This is a genomic window from Ningiella algicola, assembly GCF_028401415.2.
GTDB lineage: Bacteria > Pseudomonadota > Gammaproteobacteria > Enterobacterales > Alteromonadaceae > Glaciecola.
The window spans coordinates 4,352,194-4,372,004 of record NZ_CP171821.2; the positions used below are offsets into that span (position 1 = coordinate 4,352,194).

At 45.1% G+C, this 19,811-nt stretch carries 18 protein-coding genes; 15 read left to right on the forward strand and 3 right to left on the reverse strand.

Going from position 1 to position 19,811, the window contains the following annotated elements; translation table 11 throughout:
* Positions 1 to 10 precede the first annotated feature (10 nt).
* On the reverse strand, positions 11 to 475 hold the full coding sequence (gene argR, locus PN836_RS18985; protein ID WP_395341386.1) for a transcriptional regulator ArgR: 465 nt from the start codon (positions 473 to 475) through the stop codon (positions 11 to 13).
* A 289-nt stretch (positions 476 to 764) separates the two neighbouring features.
* Between argR and mdh the strand changes: the two genes are divergently transcribed.
* Complete coding sequence (gene mdh / locus PN836_RS18990; protein WP_395341388.1) at positions 765 to 1,703, forward strand: malate dehydrogenase; 939 nt, start codon at positions 765 to 767, stop codon at positions 1,701 to 1,703.
* A 67-nt stretch (positions 1,704 to 1,770) separates the two neighbouring features.
* Here mdh and PN836_RS18995 read toward each other — a convergent pair whose 3' ends face one another.
* Both PN836_RS18995 and ppc read right to left on the reverse strand, forming a co-directional pair.
* Positions 1,771 to 2,292, reverse strand: a complete 522-nt coding sequence (locus PN836_RS18995) for an RNA methyltransferase (protein ID WP_395341389.1) — start codon at positions 2,290 to 2,292, stop codon at positions 1,771 to 1,773.
* A gap of 52 nt (positions 2,293 to 2,344) precedes the next feature.
* Positions 2,345 to 4,993 carry a phosphoenolpyruvate carboxylase gene (gene ppc, locus PN836_RS19000; RefSeq protein WP_395341390.1) on the reverse strand — a complete coding sequence of 883 codons (2,649 nt, stop codon included), beginning with the start codon at positions 4,991 to 4,993 and terminating at the stop codon, positions 2,345 to 2,347.
* A gap of 328 nt (positions 4,994 to 5,321) precedes the next feature.
* On the opposite strand from ppc, the gene PN836_RS19005 reads away from it, so the two are divergent.
* The 14 genes from PN836_RS19005 to dinB all read left to right on the forward strand — a co-directional run bounded on the left by PN836_RS19005 (position 5,322) and on the right by dinB (position 19,286).
* A complete protein-coding gene (locus PN836_RS19005) occupies positions 5,322 to 5,945 on the forward strand; it encodes an FKBP-type peptidyl-prolyl cis-trans isomerase (RefSeq protein WP_395341392.1) in 624 nt (207 codons plus the stop codon).
* A 61-nt stretch (positions 5,946 to 6,006) separates the two neighbouring features.
* Positions 6,007 to 6,570, forward strand: coding sequence for a TRAP transporter small permease subunit (locus PN836_RS19010; RefSeq protein WP_395341394.1), 564 nt, complete (start codon positions 6,007 to 6,009; stop codon positions 6,568 to 6,570).
* Position 6,571: 1 nt separating this feature from the next.
* The gene (locus tag PN836_RS19015; RefSeq protein WP_395341396.1) at positions 6,572 to 7,939 is read left to right on the forward strand and encodes a TRAP transporter large permease; all 1,368 of its coding nucleotides are present in this window, start codon (positions 6,572 to 6,574) and stop codon (positions 7,937 to 7,939) included.
* A gap of 14 nt (positions 7,940 to 7,953) precedes the next feature.
* Positions 7,954 to 9,057, forward strand: a complete 1,104-nt coding sequence (locus tag PN836_RS19020) for a TRAP transporter substrate-binding protein (RefSeq protein WP_395341399.1) — start codon at positions 7,954 to 7,956, stop codon at positions 9,055 to 9,057.
* 139 nt (positions 9,058 to 9,196) lie between these two features.
* Positions 9,197 to 10,378: an enoyl-ACP reductase FabV gene (gene fabV / locus PN836_RS19025; protein ID WP_395341401.1), complete on the forward strand. Its 1,182-nt coding sequence runs from the start codon at positions 9,197 to 9,199 to the stop codon at positions 10,376 to 10,378.
* 527 nt (positions 10,379 to 10,905) lie between these two features.
* The gene (locus PN836_RS19030; RefSeq protein ID WP_395341403.1) at positions 10,906 to 12,246 is read left to right on the forward strand and encodes a Na(+)-translocating NADH-quinone reductase subunit A; all 1,341 of its coding nucleotides are present in this window, start codon (positions 10,906 to 10,908) and stop codon (positions 12,244 to 12,246) included.
* Between the two features lie 3 nt (positions 12,247 to 12,249).
* Complete coding sequence (locus PN836_RS19035) at positions 12,250 to 13,461, forward strand: NADH:ubiquinone reductase (Na(+)-transporting) subunit B (RefSeq protein ID WP_395341405.1); 1,212 nt, start codon at positions 12,250 to 12,252, stop codon at positions 13,459 to 13,461.
* Complete coding sequence (locus PN836_RS19040; RefSeq protein ID WP_395341408.1) at positions 13,451 to 14,215, forward strand: Na(+)-translocating NADH-quinone reductase subunit C; 765 nt, start codon at positions 13,451 to 13,453, stop codon at positions 14,213 to 14,215. The genes PN836_RS19035 and PN836_RS19040 overlap by 11 nt, the downstream gene beginning before the upstream one ends.
* Before the next feature lie 9 nt (positions 14,216 to 14,224).
* Entirely contained in the window at positions 14,225 to 14,857 is a 633-nt protein-coding gene (locus PN836_RS19045; RefSeq protein WP_395341410.1) for an NADH:ubiquinone reductase (Na(+)-transporting) subunit D, read from the forward strand.
* A 4-nt stretch (positions 14,858 to 14,861) separates the two neighbouring features.
* Entirely contained in the window at positions 14,862 to 15,470 is a 609-nt protein-coding gene (nqrE, locus tag PN836_RS19050; protein ID WP_395341412.1) for an NADH:ubiquinone reductase (Na(+)-transporting) subunit E, read from the forward strand.
* A gap of 18 nt (positions 15,471 to 15,488) precedes the next feature.
* Positions 15,489 to 16,721, forward strand: a complete 1,233-nt coding sequence (nqrF, locus tag PN836_RS19055) for an NADH:ubiquinone reductase (Na(+)-transporting) subunit F (protein ID WP_395341414.1) — start codon at positions 15,489 to 15,491, stop codon at positions 16,719 to 16,721.
* 88 nt (positions 16,722 to 16,809) lie between these two features.
* A complete protein-coding gene (locus PN836_RS19060; protein ID WP_395341417.1) occupies positions 16,810 to 17,778 on the forward strand; it encodes an FAD:protein FMN transferase in 969 nt (322 codons plus the stop codon).
* Positions 17,779 to 17,806: 28 nt separating this feature from the next.
* The gene (gene nqrM / locus PN836_RS19065) at positions 17,807 to 18,040 is read left to right on the forward strand and encodes a (Na+)-NQR maturation NqrM (protein ID WP_395341421.1); all 234 of its coding nucleotides are present in this window, start codon (positions 17,807 to 17,809) and stop codon (positions 18,038 to 18,040) included.
* Positions 18,041 to 18,206: 166 nt separating this feature from the next.
* The gene (gene dinB / locus PN836_RS19070; RefSeq protein WP_395341423.1) at positions 18,207 to 19,286 is read left to right on the forward strand and encodes a DNA polymerase IV; all 1,080 of its coding nucleotides are present in this window, start codon (positions 18,207 to 18,209) and stop codon (positions 19,284 to 19,286) included.
* Positions 19,287 to 19,811 lie beyond the last annotated feature (525 nt).

The following is a 19,811-nucleotide window of genomic DNA, read 5'->3' on the forward strand; positions in this document are numbered from 1 at the left end:
ACAAGGACACTTAAACACTGTCGAATAAGTCCTGTACACGCTGCCTAAGATCATCGATATCGTTAATGTCAGCTGGCGCGATAAAAATCGTATCGTCACCAGCTATCGTGCCCAGCACGCCATCAGTATGACTTAACGAGTCGAGTAATCGAGCGATAAGCTGTGCGGCGCCCGGACTGGTGCGGATAATGACCATGACGTTGTTATGCACAATATCCAAAACAAGCTGTTTGACTGGGCTTTTAGCAGTGGGCATGCCCAACTCAGGTGGAAGGCAATAGACCATATCGCCGCGAGCATCGCGCGTTCTCACGGCACCGAACTTACTCAACATACGACTTACTTTAGACTGACTGATATTGTCAAAGCCTAGGTTTTTTAATGCGCTTACAATTTCGCCCTGAGAGCCATAGCTTTCAGTATTAAGTATCTCTTTGAATGCCTTTACTAATTCATCTTGTTTGCTGCTTGTCATGCTTGGCTGCTCGTTATACTTTGCTTAAGGAATGGATTACCTAAAAATAAACGTACTAATGATAGGCTGGAGACTTGATTTGCGCAATAAGATCAACAGGCTCCAAGCTTGAATAAGATAACACGCTTTAACATTTCCGATTTCTTATCCCGAGTTGAGGTTAAATAATTTTTATCAGACCATTGTGTCATTGAGATAACACCTCATATAGATTATTCTCACGCACGAATTTAAGTCAGTGCATGCATACAGGTGCACCAAGATCATAAGCTCACACAGGAGATAAAACATGAAAGTAGCCGTATTAGGCGCCGCAGGCGGAATTGGGCAAGCACTGTCATTACTACTCAAAACTCAGTTACCAGCAGGTTCTGAGCTATCTTTATATGATGTAGCCCCAGTTGTTCCAGGCGTTGCAGTGGACCTTAGCCATATACCTACTGATGTTAGAGTAAAAGGTTACGGCAAAGATGATTTAGCAGATGCGCTAAGTGCTTGTGATATCGTTTTAATCCCTGCTGGCGTGCCAAGAAAACCAGGTATGGATCGCTCAGATTTATTTAATATCAATGCAGGCATCGTTAAAAATCTGATCGAAGCCTGTGCTGATAACTGTCCAAATGCGTGCATTGGCGTTATCACAAACCCGGTGAACACCACGGTTGCGATTGCGGCTGAAACGCTTAAAGCGAAAGGCGTTTACGATAAGAACAAGTTATTTGGCGTAACCACGCTTGATGTTATTCGTTCAGAAACCTTTGTTGCTGAACTGAAAGTAAAGAGCATCTCAGATGTCCACGTTCCTGTTATTGGCGGACATTCAGGTACCACGATTTTGCCATTGCTTTCACAAGTTGAAGGCGTGAGCTTTAGCGATGACGAAGTAGAAAGTCTGACGAAACGTATTCAAAATGCAGGCACCGAGGTGGTTGAGGCGAAAGCTGGCGGTGGTTCTGCTACCTTGTCTATGGGACAAGCAGCGGCGCGTTTTTGCTTATCGCTAGTTAAAGCCATGCAGGGTGAAGCAGTAACCGAGTATACCTACGTACAAGTGGATGGCTCAGAAGATGCTGCATTTTTTGCGCACCCAGTGAGATTAGGCAAAAACGGTGTTGAAGAAATCCTACCTTACGGCGATTTAAGCGCCTTTGAAGAGCAAGCCAAAAACGACATGCTAGATGGCCTGCGCGGCGATATTCAGTTAGGTGTGGACTTCGTCAAAGGTTAATCTGACGATTTGCTTTATCGCTCTATCATTTAAAAAGTCACTGCGTATCTGTGACGCAGTGGCTTTTTTATAATCTATTATTGTTGTCTCGGCTTTTGCGAATAAACGCTTTGGAATGCACATATCCTCGTTTAGCCAGCCTGTCATATAGCAGTACATTTGCGGTCGCGGCCAGGTTCATGCTGGTGAAGGTGGGTACGTACACTATATGAGAGCATTGCTTAACTACCTTCAACGGTATTGAACCGTCTTCAGGTCCCAGTATGTAGTATGCGTTGTCAGGGTGCTCAAATTCGGGAAGCGGTTGCGCCTGTTCCGAAATTTCGACTGCAACAGGCGTAGCGCCATGAGGCATAAACTCGAATAAGTCATCTACGCCAATAGTCGGGATTTTAAACCTTACTCCCTTAGTATCTTGATTGAAGTCTTTAGCTCGACGAAAGCGCTGTCCGGTATAAAATACTGACGATATGCCGTAACATCCCCCGGCTCGCAATATTGACGCGACATTTGATGCGGATTTTGGGTTCACTAAGCCAATACTCACTAGCCCTGGCTCGTGCGTTGAGTCATTGTTCAAAATTAACATCCATTTTTATTACAACTCTCTTATGCATTCCCATACTGGCAAATGACAAGGCTTAGCCGGTGTTGCGTATACCAACGGCTATGCCGGTTATCGCTACCATCATCGCACTATTTAATGCGCGAATATCATCATCCGCATCACTTTCAGACGCTTCTGATTTTCGAATGCGATCTAAGAGTTCAATTTGCAAATAGTGTAAAGGCTGCAAGTATCCCGCTCGAATGTTCATGGAATTTCGACCTAGCGGATCGTCTTCCATCATGTAGTCATGCCCCGTAATTTTAAGCAACGAATCCATGCTTTCTTTCAGTTCTTCTCGCAAAGCTTCGCCAAAATGAGCTAAGTTATCAGGTACGAGGCGTTTGTCGTAGGCTTCGCTAATAGCAGGGTCAGCTTTTTTAAACACCATGTCGAGCATAGACAAACGTGATGCGAAAAACGGCCACTGCTCAATCATTTCTTGCACATCGGCTTGATTATCTGGCGTGTTTAGGGATTCCACTGCCCGCATCACGCCGAGCCATGAGGGCAAAACTAAACGAGTTTGCGCCCACGCGAAGATCCACGGAATAGCTCGCAAGCTTTCAATGCCGCCGCTTGGCTTTCGTTTAGCAGGCCGACTTCCCAAGGGTAGTTTACCCAATTCTTGCTCAGGCGTGGCAACTCTGAAATAAGGCACAAATTCTTTGTCGTGCCGCACTGTTTTACGATAATTGTCGCAACCTTGCTCTGCCATCTGCGATATCAGCTCTCGCCAGCGCTGCTTTGGCTCTGGTGGTGGTGAGGTAATAGCCTCCACAACCGCTGACGCATACAAGGATAAGCTGCGTTTTGCCAGTTGCGGCATACCAAATTTGTAGCGAATCGTTTCGCCTTGCTCGGTCACCCTAAAGCCACCTGCCAGTGATCCTGGTGGCTGGGAGTGTATAGCCGCTTTTGCTGGTAATCCACCGCGACCGATGGTGCCGCCGCGACCGTGGAATAAGGTGAGTTTGATGTCTTGCTCTTTTGCAATTTTAACCAGTGCTTCTTGCGAGCTGTACTGCGCCCATCCTGCCGCGAGTGAGCCTGCATCTTTGGCTGAGTCGGAGTAGCCAATCATCACGTATTGCTGACCGCTTATATATCCGCGATACCAGTCAATGTTTAACAAAGACTGCATTACCGCAGGTGAATGATTAAGGTCGTCCAAGGTTTCAAACAGGGGGGCAACGGGCATCGGCCAGTCAACACCGCTTTCTTTCAGTAGAAGCTGCACAGCCAAAACGTCTGAGGGCTCACTCGCCATTGATATAATGTAGATGCCGAAGCCTTCTTTGCCGTGATTTGAAATCACTTTGCAAGTATCTAGGACTTCTTGTACTTCCTCACTTGGTTGCCACTGCATCGGTATTAGCGGGCGCCGCGATGCTAACTCTCGAAGTAAAAAGGCTTGCTTATCTTTTTCTGACCATTGATTGTAATCACCTAAGCCTAAATAGCGAGTCAACTCACTAAACACATCCGCGTGTCTGCCTGAATCTTGCCTGATATCTAATTTGAGCAGGTGCATGCCAAAGACATGTGCGCGCCGGATAGTGTCAAGCAGAGCGCCATTTGCAATGACTTTCATACCGCACTCTATCAGCGACTCGTAACACAAAATAAGTGGACTGAGTAACTCATCATTCGTCTGCATCCACTGTTCTAGCGGTGCTCTGCCTTCGCGGGTGATTTCTAGTTTTTTAACCAGCGGCTTAAGCAGTTCGCGATAGGGTTCTTTGACATCTCCCACAGCCTCTCGCATAGGCCCATTGCAGTCATTCATCGACAGTTCGACGTATAGGTCATTCATATCGTTTAAAAAAAGCTTTGCGGCGCGGCGGCGGGCTCTGAGCAACACTTCTTCAGTGACGCTTGAAGTAACGAAAGGGTTGCCATCTCGATCACCGCCCATCCAAGAACTAAACTGCACAGGTTTCGCGTCGAGGGGTAGCTGGGTGTCGAACTTTGCATCTAGCAGGTCGTCAAGATCGCGTAAAAAGTCAGGCACAGCTTCCCATAATGAGCTTTCAATTACAGAGTATCCCCACCGGGCTTCATCTACTGGCGTAGGGCGCACAGAGCGAATTTCTTCTGTATGCCAGGCTTGGGCAATCAGGTCGGCAATTCTTGCTTTAGTCTTGCGTTGTTCAACTTCGGATATACCGGGGTTGTGTAACTTTTGAAGTTGAGAGGCTAGCGCGCGGTGTTTATGAATAAGCGTGCGTCTGGTCACTTCAGTCGGATGCGCAGTTAGCACTAAGTCAATATTTAGCTTGTTAATGGCCTGCAGAATTTGAGTTTTCTTTTCTGCATCCTTTGTCACTCCGTTGCTATCAAGCAGTTCGGAAAAGTAGCTTAATAAAGATTCGCCCTCAAGCGCTTTGCTATTGAACTCTTGCTCGGCAATATTGGCCAAATTGAGAAATTGCGCAAAGGCGCGACCCACCGTAAGCAATGATTGATTGTCCATTTGGGCAATTGTCTTAGCAAGGCGCTCGCTACTTTGCACCTCTCCTTGCGAGGAATGACGACCGTCGTGTCGTACTTGCTCGATGCGAGCCAGCCATTCGCTCCCCAGTTCGGCTTCAATGGTCTCACCAAGGGTTGCGCCTAAGTACTTGATTGTCTCTTTTAATTGCGAAGCAAGAGTTTCTTTAGCGTCATGCACGTTGCTCATGTAGGCATATTCCTCAATATATATCCATTATTATCTCGAACCACAACATACGCAGATGCACATGCGAAGTCTATGGTGCAAATTGAATTTGCTATTATAAATAATTATGAATCTCTTGTGGAAATTTATGCACCCACATGCATGCAGCATAGGATTAATGGCTCATGAAGCGACACTGACATGTATTAATTCGCACATTACTGTGATAGTTTTAGCGCCTCATTTTATTCATAAGCGAAGCAGTCGCTTAAGCGCCTTTTTATCCCAGTTTTGAATTCACATTCAAATGCTAATGTTGATTGAAAGGCTTCATTATTTTGGAGATGTTGTGTCAGATAAGATTACAGGTGTAGAACAGCAAGCAAGTTATGGTATTGGGTATCAGATGGGTGAGCAATTAGCGAGCAATCCTTTCGATGGACTATCGCTTGATATTGTTGCGCAGGGCATTAAAGATGGTTTTGATAAATCGGAACCGGCAGTGAGTAACGATGAACTTCGCGTCGCGTTTAACGAAATCCACCAGCGTCTGCAAGCGGCAAAGCAAGATAAGTTTGCAGAAGTGGTGGAGCAAGGAGAAGCGTTTTTAGCCGATAACGCCAAGCGTGATGAAGTAATAGTAACTGCATCGGGCTTGCAATATGAGGTGGTTAATAAAGGTGAATCTGATGTAACGCCAGATGCTTCATCTACTGTAAAAACCCATTATCACGGAACCTTGATTGACGGAACCGTATTCGACAGCAGCTATGAGCGCGGTCAACCGGCTGAGTTTCCAGTGGGCGGCGTAATAAAAGGTTGGACAGAAGCGCTTCAACTCATGAATGTTGGTGATAAATGGCGTTTGTTTATTCCACACGATTTAGCCTACGGTGAGCAAGGTGCAGGTGGTGCGATTGGCCCATTCTCAACCTTAGTATTTGATATAGAGCTGTTAGAAGTCGTCTCGTAAAGTCTGCTTTTAAAAACGTTTTTTATTAATAGCCTAATCAGCTCTTAGAATTCGAGTCGAAATGCAAAACGTACTAGCAACAGTAGCGAATATCATTAATCGAATCAATGCCGCGTTGGGTAAAGTAGTGAGTTACGCTACCATTGCAATGGCAATCGTAATGTTTGGGATCGTGGTACTTCGATACGGATTCAGTCTTGGGTGGATTGCCATGCAGGAATCGGTCATGTATTTGCATGCTGCCGTATTTTTGCTTGGCAGTGCTTTTACGTATCAACAAAACGCGCACGTGCGCGTTGATGTATTTTATAGGCAATATTCAAAGCGTAAACAAGCCATGGTCAATTTGCTTGGCAGCCTTGTATTCATGCTCCCGGTTTCTTTGTATATTGGAATAATTTGCTTTGACTATGTAATTGATTCTTGGTCATTGTTAGAGGGTAGCAGGGAGCCCGGGGGCTTACCGTTTGTCTATGTTTTAAAATCATTTTTGCTGATTTTTGCCATTTCCATGGTGTTGCAAGCCATCTCCGAAATCATTACAAATACCTTGAGACTCCTAGGGCACATTAGCTTCTCAGAAGATGAAAACGCTTTGAATGCCAAGCAGCAGGAGCATATTTAGCATGGAATGGCTTTCACTCGTTCTTTTTGCCGCAGTGTGCGGTGCCCTTTTATTTGGTTACCCTGTGGCGCTTACCCTAGCAGGTGTTTCTCTAATTTTTGCGGGTGTCGGCGCGCTCTTTGGTGTGTTTGATGCTAACTATTTACTCACCGCACCGTCTCGTTTATTCGGCATAATCAGCAACACGACCTTAATCGCAGTACCGCTGTTTGTATTTATGGGCGTTGTGCTAGAGCGTTCTAAAATCGCGGAAGATCTATTGGTTGCTATGTCGGCGGTGCTTGGCCGGTTTAAAAGCGGCTTGGGTGTATCGGTCATTTTAGTGGGTATGCTGCTTGCCGCCAGCACTGGCATTGTCGGTGCTACGGTAGTTACTATGGGACTGTTGAGCTTGCCGACCATGCTCAAACGTGGATATTCGCCTGCACTCGCAACGGGCACCATTTGCGCCACCGGTACCTTAGGGCAGATTATTCCTCCCTCCATCGCGTTAGTCTTATTGGGCGATGTATTATCGAGCGCCTACCAAAAGGCACAGCTCGACATGGGGATTTTCTCACCTGAAAGTGTATCAGTAGGTGATTTGTTTGTTGGTGCTCTGGTACCGGGTTTGTTATTAGTGGCGTGTTATCTTCTGTATATGTGGGGTGTGAGTCGATTCTCGCCATCGCAGGTGCCCGCAAAGGGGCAAGAAAATGAGCACGCTTCAGTAAGTGCGCTACTCGGCGCGTTACTGCCCCCTCTTATTTTGATTGTCGCTGTGTTGGGTTCAATATTATTTGGCTTTGCAACGCCTACCGAAGCTGCAGGTGTTGGCGCAGTTGGGGCGTTAATACTTGCAGCAATTAAGCGTCAACTGACTAAGCCTAACGTTACATACGTGGTCCAAGAAACCACCAAAGTCACCTGCATGGTTTTCCTTATTTTAATCGGCGCATCTATATTTTCCCTCGTGTTTAGAGGCTTTGGTGGTGAGATTTTGTTGAAAGAGTTTTTCACCAGTTTACCCGGTGGTGTATTCACTGCGATGCTGCTGGTGATGGTGGTTGTATTTTTACTTGGCTTTATTCTCGACTTTATTGAAATTACCTTTGTTGTGGTGCCCATTGTGGCGCCGATACTGATTATTATGGGCGTTGACCCGATATGGTTAGGGATAATGTTGGCGGTGAATCTTCAAACCTCATTTCTAACCCCGCCTTTCGGGTTTGCGCTGTTTTACCTTAGAGGGGTAGCAAGTGACCTGGTGCAGACTACCCAGATTTACAAAGGCGTGATACCTTTTATTGCAATACAAATATTGGTGTTGGTGATGATGTCGATTTGGCCTGAAATCGTCACTTGGCTCCCCGATACCGTTTATCAATAAGGATGATTACCGACATGCACATTCAAAAGCGCTTTATGACTTTGTTGATTGCTTTTGCCCTCACCCTGATTTTATTTGCTTGTGGCGAAGATACCGCGTCAAGCAATAAAGATGCTGTGAGCAGTTCTAGTGAAACGTTTAAATGGAAGTTAGTCACATCGTGGCCGAAGAACTTTCCCGGATTGGGCAAGGGTCCAGAAACCTTTGCGACATACGTTAATCAAATGTCTGGTGGCCGCCTAGAAGTTGCAGTGTACGGAGCGGGTGAGTTAGTGCCGGGGTTTGAGGTATTCAATGCAGTATCAGCTGGTAGCGCTCAAATGGGTCATTCAGGAGCGTATTATTGGAAGGGTAAAATTCCTGCAGCCCCCATTTTTTCAGCAATGCCCTTTGGTATGAATGCTGCTGAAACAAGCGCATGGTTGCACTACGGAGAGGGTATGAAGTTGTGGCGCGAGCTGTATGAGCCCTTTGGTGTAATTCCTTTTGCTGGCGGTAGCTCTGGCGTGCAGATGGCTGGCTGGTTTAAGAAAGAAATAAACTCCGTGGATGATTTACAAGGCTTGAAAATGCGTATTCCCGGCATTGGTGGAGAAGTGTTTAAAGAGGTTGGTGGCTTGCCCGTGACCTTAACAGGTGGTGAAATTTTTACCTCTCTACAAAGCGGTGCTATTGACGCTACTGAGTGGGTTGGGCCTTATAACGACCTAGCCTTTGGACTGCATAAAGCAGCTGATTATTATTATCATAGCGGCTGGCACGAACCAGGGACTACTCTTGAGTTTATTGTAAATGCAGAAGCCTTCAATGCCCTGCCTGCTGATTTACAGAAAATTGTCGAAGCTGCGACACGCTTAGTTCACTCCGACATGCTCGATGAATATACCGCACGCAATCATACCGCAATGGAGCAGCTCATAAACGAACACAATATTGATGTTCGCCCTCTTCCTGATGACGTTATCCAAGCATTAAAAATGGCCAACGCAAAAGTGGTGGCTCAAAAACGTGCCGAGAATGAAGATTTTGACAGAATCTATGCTTCTTACGAGCGCTTTTTTCAAAGTGCAAAACGCTATCATGCGCTATCTGAACAAGCTTATTACAACAATCGCTAGGGCGTGTTGATCTGGACTGATATGTTAGCGGCGCACTTCGTTTTAGAATGCGCGCCGAGTTAAATATCGCCGCCGCTCATCTTTAGACAATGCAGCATATTGCGGCAAACAGCCTTACCGAGCTTTTAAAGGAGCCCCCATGGTTATCAAACCAAAAGTTAGAGGATTTATTTGCACAAACGCTCACCCTGTTGGTTGCGCCAAGAGTGTTGAAAATCAAATTGCATATGTTGAGTCTCAATCGCTTGAGCAGACTGGCCCTAAAAATGTGTTGGTAATTGGTTGCTCAACAGGCTACGGGTTAGCGTCGCGAATTACTTCTGCTTTTGGCTATGGTGCAAATACCTTGGGTATATGCTTTGAAAAAGCGCCAAATGAGCGTAAAACTGGCACGGCTGGCTTTTATAATACCGCAGCATTTCATGAACAAGCGCAGGCAAAAGGCTTGTATGCAAAAAGCATAAATGGTGACGCGTTTTCTGATGAAATCAAGCAGCAAACCATAGACTTAATTAAGCAAGATCTCGGTCAAATAGATTTAGTTATTTACTCGCTCGCTTCGCCACGGCGCACCGATCCAGAGACTGGCGAAGTATACAAGTCAACGCTGAAGCCTGTTGGCAGCGCTTACACAACAAAAACCTACGATACCGACAAAGACATGGTACATGAGGTTAATCTGGAACCGGCAAATGAAGATGAGATAGCACAAACGGTCAAGGTAATGGGCGGAGAAGATTGGGAGCGCTGGATGTCGCAATTAGGTGCAGCAGGCGTTTTATCTGAAAATTGTAAAACAACTGCATATACCTATATTGGCAAAGAACTCACTTGGCCAATTTATGGGCAAGCTACCATAGGTAAAGCGAAAGAAGACTTAGACCGAGCTGCAAAGGCGATTATGTCAGAACTGTCTTCGCTCGCTGTGCAAGCAAATGTTTCTTCATTAAAGGCTTTGGTGACGCAAGCCAGCTCAGCTATTCCTGTGATGCCGCTATATATCTCGTTGATTTACAAAGTGATGAAACAAGAGGGAACTCATCAAGGTTGTATTGAGCAAATTGTGGGTTTGTTCGACCAGCGACTTTATGCAGCGTCCCCGCCAACCGACGATATGAATCGATATAGAATGGACGGCATTGAGACAAATGAAGCGACACAGGCAAAAATTAAAGTCTTGTGGGATAAGGTGTCGCAAGATAACTTCCATGAATTGTCAGACTACGCCGGATATCATTCAGACTTCCTAAATCTGTTTGGTTTTGCGTTTGAAGGTGTTGATTATGAAGTGGATGTAGACCCTATCGTCCATTGGTCGTAGTCAGTCTCTCGTCTATACTGAGCCCTGTATGTTTAATAAAACGTTAATCCTTTGTAAATAAAGGCTTGTGCGAGCGAGTGCGTGGAATTATTTGTTCACGATAGCTTTGGAATAAATACGCTTTTGGTATAATTCCGATGGCGTTTACAGGGCAGATAATGCTAAAATCGCGCCCATTCAGCATGGGCATGTCGCTAAATCGTCACATAGCTTGGCTGAATGAAGAAACTTTTTCTAAAAATCATAATAAAAACAATTGTATATTAGAGTTCGAGATAGCTAAATGTCGTTTGTGCTCAATAATACCTATGTATAGAAAAAGATACCCTAATCATTAGGAATCAATTGAAACAAGCTTGTTTCTTGCATAAAGCAGTCAAATTCCGAATGCAAGGCACAGAGGCACAGGGATTAAGTCTTTGTCAAAAAGGCCGATGTTCACTATGCGAATGCGTAAAGCGAACCATGGGCCTTGAAGAACTAGGCGGGTTTGAATTGGTTTTTAAATTAAGAGTAGTCAATAGCATATGATTAAGATTAAGAAAGGTCTAGACCTTCCCATACAGGGCGAACCTGAGCAGGCAATCGTTGACACGATTAAGCCGACTAAGGTTGCTGTGTTGGGAGAGGAATATATCGGTATGCGTCCTACTATGCATGTACAGGTAGGGGATACCGTTAAAAAGGGGCAACTGCTTTTTGAAGACAAGAAAAACCCAGGTGTGAAATTTGTTGCGCCAGCTGCGGGCGAAATTGTCGAAATTAATCGCGGAGCTAAGCGCGTACTGCAGTCAGTTGTTATTGGTGTTAGCGGTGATGAATCAGAAACTTTTACAAGCTTTGATGACTCAAGCTTAGCATCATCTGAAAGACAGTCAGTGGTTGATGTGCTGGTAGAAACTTCACTGTGGACGGGTTTACGAACCAGACCTTACAGTAAAGTTCCGGCCATTGACTCTACGCCCAATTCTATTTTTGTTACTGCGATTGACAGTAATCCACTTTCAGTTGACCCTCAAATTGTGATTGCTGAGCGCGAAGCAGACTTTGCTTTCGGCCTTAAAGTGTTAGCGAAACTCACTGAAGGCAAGATTTTCGTAAATAAGGCGCCGGGCGCAAATATTCCAGCATCGGGCGAGAGAGTAGAAGTCAATGAATTTGCAGGTCCCCATCCTGCGGGCTTGCCCGGTACTCACATTCATTATCTTGATCCAGTGGGTCCCACCAAGAAAGTTTGGTACATCAATTACCAAGACGTTATTGCGATTGGTGCATCATTGAAGGCAGGTCAATTAGACTTGAGCAAGGTTGTCTCCATTGCAGGTCCTATGGCCGCTTCGCCAAAAATTGTGCGCACACAAGTGGGTGCAAATGTGAACGAACTCATTGAAGGGCAAACTGGCGATGAGCCGATTCGCGTTGTGTCTGGTTCTGTATTAAACGGCACAAACGCGTCGGGTCCGCATGCTTATTTAGGTCGATATCACAACCAAGTGTCTCTTATAAAAGAAGATAAAGAGAAGAAATTGTTTGGTTGGATTACACCAGGTTCGGACAAACACTCTGTCACGCGCGCATACCTTGGGCATCTGGCGGGTAAAAAGAAATTTGCAATGACATCTACCACCAATGGCTCCGACCGCTCAATGGTGCCAATTGGCAACTACGAAAGAATTATGCCGCTCGATGTTATTCCAACGCTGCTATTGCGCGATATCATTTCAGGTGATACCGACGGTGCACAATCGCTTGGTGCATTGGAGTTGGATGAAGAAGATTTATCATTGTGTACGTACGTCTGTCCCGGCAAATATGACTACGGTCCTATTTTGCGCGACTGTCTAACCAAAATCGAAGCTGAGGGTTAAGTCATGGGTTTAAAAGCATATTTAGAGAAGATCGAACCTGATTTTGAAGCGGGTGGAAGATATGAAAAGTTCTACGCTTTGTATGAGGCGGCGGCGACTATTTTCTACACACCCGGAAAAGTCAACAAATCCAATACCCACGTAAAAGACAGCATCGACCTAAAACGCATTATGATCATGGTATGGATGGCAACGTTTCCAGCCATGTTTTATGGCATGTACAACGTTGGTCTGCAGGCTTCCTACGCTATTGAAGCTGGCGGAGCACTATACGATGGATGGCAGGCTGGCTTATTTACAGCCATAGGCGGAACGTTAACGGCCGACTCAGGTTGGTTTATGATGATGCTGTACGGCGCGTGTTTCTTTGTGCCTATTTACGCTACCACCTTTATTGTCGGCGGGTTTTGGGAAGTCTTGTTTGCTTCAGTGCGCAAACATGAGGTGAACGAAGGCTTCTTCGTTACCTCCGTCTTATTCTCGCTTACCTTACCGGCTACCATTCCACTTTGGCAGGTTGCACTTGGGATTACTTTCGGTGTGGTTATTGCCAAAGAAATATTTGGTGGAACGGGTCGAAATTTCTTGAATCCTGCGCTATCTGGCCGTGCATTCTTATATTTTGCATATCCTGCGCAAATCTCAGGTGACCAACCTTGGGTTGCAGCGTCAATGCCTGACGGCTACTCAGGTGCCACTTGGCTAAGTAATGCTGCTAATGGTCAAATGGACTATTCTGACATGACTTTGTTCATGAATTCGTTCTTGGGAAATATTCCAGGCTCAGTAGGTGAAGTATCTACCCTGATGATTATGTTAGGTGGTTTGTTTATCATTTATCTGGGGATTGCGAGTTGGCGAATTGTCGCCGGCGTTGCCTTAGGCGTTGCCTTTTTCGCTACTTTGCTAAATTTGTTTGCTAGCGATCCTACGTCAATCATGGCAATGCCCGCATACTGGCACTTCGTCATCGGCGGCATGGCGTTTGGTATGTTCTTCATGGCGACCGACCCGGTATCGGCTTCTTTTACCAATCAAGGTAAATGGATGTACGGTTTTTTTATTGGCCTGATGACAGTATTAATACGCGTCCTCAACCCAGCGTTCCCTGAAGGCATTATGCTAGCCATCTTGTTTGCAAACTTATGGGCGCCACTGTTTGATTACTTCGTTGCTCAAAGCAACATAAAGCGGAGGCTAGCTCGTGTCGGCTAAAAAAGAAACATTAGGTAAAACAATATTTATCGTTGTTGCAGTGTGCTTGGCATGTTCGGTTGTTGTGTCCGGTTCGGCGGTTGGCTTGCGTTCTTTGCAAGAAACAAATGCTGCACTCGATAAAAAATCCAATATCTTAAACGCTGCGGGACTACTAGACGGTGTTGGCACGAAGCAAGAAATTGCACAAGTGTACGAAAACCGTGTGGAAGAGAAGTTTGTCGACTTATCAAGTGGTGAGTATGTAGAAAAACCGTCTGAAGACTTCGATATGTATAAAGCGGCAAAGAAACCCGAGTTTAGCGTGCGAGTAGAAGGCTCAAACGTAGGCTTTCAACAGCGCTCAAGCGTAGCCAGTGTGTATCACATAAAAGATGAAACGGGTACGGTAAGCCGCATAATACTGCCGGTTCACGGCTCGGGCCTTTGGGATCTAATGTACGGCTTCCTTGCCCTTGATAACGATGGCGAGACCATTCGTGAACTTATTTATTATCAGCACAAAGAGACCCCTGGGCTTGGCGCCGAGATTCAAAATCCCTCGTGGCAAGAGAAATGGGATGGTAAGAAATTGTTCAAAGGGGATGAAGTTGCTATCAGTGTTGACAAAAACGTTGGCGATGGCAATCAATACGCGGTAGATGCATTATCAGGTGCAACGCTAACCAGTAACGGCGTCGAGAATACTCTTCAATACTGGGCGGGCGAAAACGGCTACGGCAAATACCTTCAACGTCAATCTTGGAAATCTTAGGGCACGAAAATGGCTGATACTAAAGAAATGAAACAAGCCCTGTTCGGGCCAATTATCGGAAGTAACCCGATAGCCTTGCATGTACTTGGTATATGTTCAGCGCTAGCGATTACAACCAAATTAGAAACTGCATTGGTAATGTCGTTGGCATTGACCTCAGTACTTGCGTTTTCGAATCTGTTTATTTCACTGATTCGAAACCAAATTCCTTCAAGCGTTCGAATCATTATTCAAATGACGATTATTGCTTCATTGGTGATTGTTGTTGACCAAATTTTGAAAGCATATTCTTATGAGATTTCTAAGCAGCTCTCAGTATTCGTTGGCTTAATTATTACCAACTGTATTGTAATGGGGCGCGCTGAAGCCTACGCAATGAAGTCCCCACCATTTATGAGCCTGCTTGACGGTATCGGTAATGGTTTGGGTTACTCGTTTGTGCTTATTGTTATCGGTGTCGTAAAAGAGCTATTCGGTTTCGGTACATTATTAGGGTATGAAATACTTCCGCTTGTGCAAAATGGTGGCTGGTATCAGGGCAATGGTTTATTAATTTTACCGTTTAGCTCTTTTATTCTGATTGGTTTATTAATTTGGGCGATTCGCACAATCCGTCCAGAGCAAGTTGAGCCGAAGGAATAAGACCATGGAACACTATTTATCACTTGCTATAAAAGCCATATTTGTTGAAAACATGGCGCTGTCTTTGTTCTTAGGTATGTGTACCTTTTTAGCGGTATCAAAAAAGGTTAAGACATCTATGGGGCTTGGTGTCGCGGTAATCGTGGTGTTAGGTATTTCGGTGCCGGTAAATCAGATTATTTATATGAATATTCTCGCGCCTGGCGCACTTGCTTGGGCGGGCTTTCCCAATGCTGACTTAAGCTTCCTTAACTTTTTGACCTTCATTGGCGTTATTGCTGCTTTGGTTCAAATATTGGAAATGACGCTGGATAAGTTCTTTCCCGCACTTTATAACGCCTTGGGCATATTCCTACCGTTAATTACTGTGAACTGCGCAATATTCGGCGGTGTGGCTTTTGCCGTTCAGCGCGAATACACCGTGACAGAGGGCATAGTGTACGGCGTAGGTTCCGGTTTGGGATGGGCAATTGCTATTGTGCTATTGGCAGCGGTTCGTGAAAAGTTAAAATATGCTGACATGCCAGATGGTATTCGTGGCTTAGGCTCTGTGTTTATGATCGCAGGCTTGATGGCCTTAGGTTTCCAATCGTTTGTCGGTATTTCGCTGTAAAGCGGATAGGAGCATAAAATGAATCAAATAGAAATTTATCTCGGCGTAGGGATGTTCATTGCGATTGTTCTTGTACTCGTATTGATTATCACTTTCGCAAAATCGAAACTTGTGCCCAGCGGCGACGTCAAAATCATGATTAATGATGACCCGGATAAGGTCATTACCGCTGCGCCTGGCGGAAAATTACTTGGTGCACTTGCTGAGTCTGGTATTTTTGTATCTTCTGCATGTGGTGGCGGTGGCTCTTGTGGTCAGTGTCGCGTAGACATAAAAGAGGGCGGCGGTGAAATCTTGCCAACCGAGCTCGACCACGTAACCAAACGCGAAGCTAAGCAAGGCTGCAGATTGTCATGTCAGGTAGCAATCAAACAAGACATGAAAATTGAATTGCCTGAAGAAGTATTCGGCATCAAAAAATGGGATTGCGAAGTTATTTCTAACAACAACGAAGCAACCTTCATCAAAGAGCTTAAACTTCGCATTCCAGATGGTGAAAGCGTGCCGTTTAGAGCCGGTGGTTATATCCAAATCGAGGCGCCACCTCATCATGTGAAGTACAAAGACTTTGAAATCCCAGAAGAGTACCGCCCAGATTGGGAGCGTTTCGGCTTCTTCGATGTTGAATCTAAAGTAGACGAAGAAACGATTCGTGCATATTCAATGGCAAACTATCCAGAGGAAGAGGGCATTATTATGCTCAACGTACGTATTGCTACGCCTCCGCCTAATAATTTGAGTTTGCCAGCGGGTAAAATGTCTTCCTTTATCTGGTCGCTAACCGAAGGTGATAAGGTGACCATTTCAGGTCCATTTGGTGAGTTCTATGCCAAAGACACTGACGCTGAAATGGTATTCGTGGGTGGTGGAGCAGGGATGGCGCCAATGCGCTCGCATATTTTTGACCAACTTCGTCGCATCAAAACGGATAGAAAAATTACGTTCTGGTACGGGGCTCGTTCATTGCGCGAAATGTTCTATGTAGAAGATTTCGACATGCTGCAAAAAGAAAACGAAAACTTCGATTGGTATGTGGCGCTTTCAGACCCTCAGCCCGAAGATAACTGGGAAGGCGATACAGGCTTTATACACAATGTATTGCTAGAGAATTACTTGAAAGATCACCCCGCACCAGAAGACTGTGAGTTTTATATGTGTGGTCCACCGATGATGAACGCTGCGGTTATCAACATGCTTAAAGACTTAGGTGTTGAGGACGAGAACATCATGCTGGATGACTTTGGTGGTTAAGCATTCAAATCAGTGCAAAAAAGGGGCCTTGAGCCCCTTTTTTCTCATTGCTTGCCTCATTGCAGTTTGCTCGTTATTAAGCGCTTGTGTGCCCAGCCAAGAGCAGTCAGAGGCTTTTAGCGGCAAGACGATGGGCACAACGTACAATATCAAGTACGTGCGAAGCACTGAGTCGGCGGATATAGATAGCCATCTTCTTCAGCGGGAAGTGGATAAGCGCCTTATTCAAATTAACCAGTTAATGTCGACTTATATCGATGACTCGGAACTGTCTTTATTAAATCAAGCACCGGCAAACGCCCCTTTCGCCATAAGCCAAGACACTGCTGTGGTGATCAATAAGGCCTTGGCGCTAGCTGAATTAAGTCAAGGTGCTTTGGATATTACAATTGGGCCAATTGTCAATATGTGGGGTTTTGGCCCGACTAAGCGTCCAGAGCGTGCTCCAAGTGCCGAGCAACTGAGTCGGGCGCAAGACTATGTTGGCCTGGATAAGGTGTCTATTAACAATAATTTGGTCACCAAGCACCATCCAAATGTGTATATTGATTTGTCGACCATTGCTAAAGGCTACGCAGTAGACGAGCTAGCCCAGATTCTTGAATCTTATCAGATTACCAATTACCTAGTGGAGATTGGCGGCGAGATGCGCCTGTCTGGTCAAAAACAAGGTAATCAAGACTGGTTAGTAGCTATAGAAAAACCGATTACCACTGAGCGCGTAGCTCAGCGTATCATTAGTATTGGGAACAATGCGATTGCGACCTCCGGAGATTACAGAAATTATTTTGAAGAAGATGGGGTGCGTTTCTCTCATCTTATTGACCCAAGCACCGGCGCGCCAATTCAGCATAACTTGGTCGCCGTGAGCGTGATCGCGCCAACATGCATCGAAGCAGACGGTCTTGCTACTGCCTTGATTGTGATGGGGGCAGAAGCAGGTACTGTTTTGGCAGAGCAAGAAAACATCGCTGCAATATTTATCACAAAAGAAGAAGATAGATTTGTAGAATACCGGTCTACTGCATTTGAAAGACAAGTCAAAATAGTCGAATAGAAAGTAGTCCAATAGAGCAGAGGTTAATTTGAGTACATTTATTCTAGCGTTTTGTTTTTTCTTATTGATGGTTCTAGCCATGGGCGTTGGCTATATCTTTCAGAAAAAATCCATATCTGGTTCATGCGGAGGGCTTGGCGCACTGGGTGTTGAGAAGGCATGCGATTGTCCAGAACCTTGTGACAGAAAGAAAGCGCGAATGGAAAGGGAAGCCGCACGCGAAGAAAAGCTGAAAGAGTGGAAAAACAACCAGATTATATAATGCACTTTTCAGTAGTATGCTTAATCAAAACAGAAGCTCGTTTTTTAGCGGGCTTTTTTATGCTTGGAATGGCTTGCATCATCAAGCAAAGTGCATGCTTGGCAAAAAAGGCAAAAAGCGTCATACTCCTGTGTAAATATACAGTCTTACAATAAGCACTCTTGGCATGCGCAAAATCATTCACGTAGACATGGATGCCTTTTATGTATCTGTGGAAATTCGTGATAACCCCGATTTAGCAGGGCATCCTGTCGCTGTTGGCGGAAAATCTAAAAACCGTGGTGTTCTGACGACCTGCAACTACATTGCTAGAGAGTATGGTGTGCGCTCAGCCATGCCAGCCGCCCTTGCGCTTCGAAAATGCCCGCACTTAATTATTGTGCCAGGGCGAATGCAGGTCTACCAAGAAATAAGCCAAAAAATCCGAGCCATATTTGAACGCTATACCTCAATTATTGAGCCACTCTCCTTAGATGAAGCTTTTTTGGATGTGAGTGATTGTGGCTTGTTCAAAGGTTCAGCTACGTTAATTGCGAAAGACATTCGAAAAAGCATTGAAAGCGAGCTCAAACTAACCGCATCTGCGGGTATCGCCCCGATTAAGTTTGTTGCGAAGGTGGCTTCAGACCTCAACAAACCTAATGGCCAATACGTTGTGACGCCGGCTCAATTAGATGCGTTCATTGAACAACTGCCATTAGAAAAAATACCGGGCGTAGGAAAAGTCACCTTTGAAAAACTTCAACAGCTTGGATTGCTAAGAGGTGCTGATATTAGAGCCTTACCCGAAAGCGAACTAGTTGAAAAGTTTGGCAAGTTTGGACGGTCTCTATGGCAAAAATGCCAAGGTCAAGATAATCGAGCGGTGGAAACCTCGCGGGTCAGAAAATCGGTAGGGGTGGAACGGACTTTCAGTGAAGATAAGGTGTCTGAGGCTGAGCTTGCAGAGTATATGACTGAACGCTTGGTACCTGAGGTAAAAAAACGTGCCGAGAAATACATAGAAAAACGCGGAATTGATAAGATCGGCGTGAAAGTTAAATTTCACGACTTTCAACAAACCACTAAAGAAGCAAAGCACGATACCATCGATGAACCGCTATTGTTGAATCTCTTGCATGAGGCGCTTGCCAGAGGGGGAGATAAACATGTTCGTTTGCTCGGTGTTCAGATTGGCCTAAAGGATGAGAGAGATGAGGATCACATGCAGTTGAGTTTTGATTGGGATGATTCCAAGAGGTTTTAATATGAGTAGTGTAATATGAGTTAGTCTGGAATCAAACACACGCTGTGAATGTGCAGAACTTGACCAAATCCACAGGTGGTGTTTCACCAAAGCCGCAACATGTTATGATCCCGATGTAGCGCGCATTAGAATTCTAACAGCCCTTTTGATAGTTATTGCCTAAAACAACCATATCGCCTTTATTCGATACTATGGAACTCAACTGCTTTTGGGGAGGTTTACACCACCACTTGATGCTTTACAGCATACGACCATGTTAAAAGACTTCACCATCCAAAGAGATTTTGACTTTGGTGTATGACACAACAGAGATATCGTGATACTTGAACATTCTATAGTTTTAGGCAAGTCATTTGGCATCTATCAATCAAGATTTGGGTACCAATGGCCAGCTTACTTGTTCATCTCAGGGACAAAGATTTTTCTAATCTTTTCAAGCCAACAAATAATTGAGTACTAAACTGTCCTAAAATGCAGCCGCCACAGAGGCTGGTCGATAGCTCTAGTTTGTTTTATACTCTGATG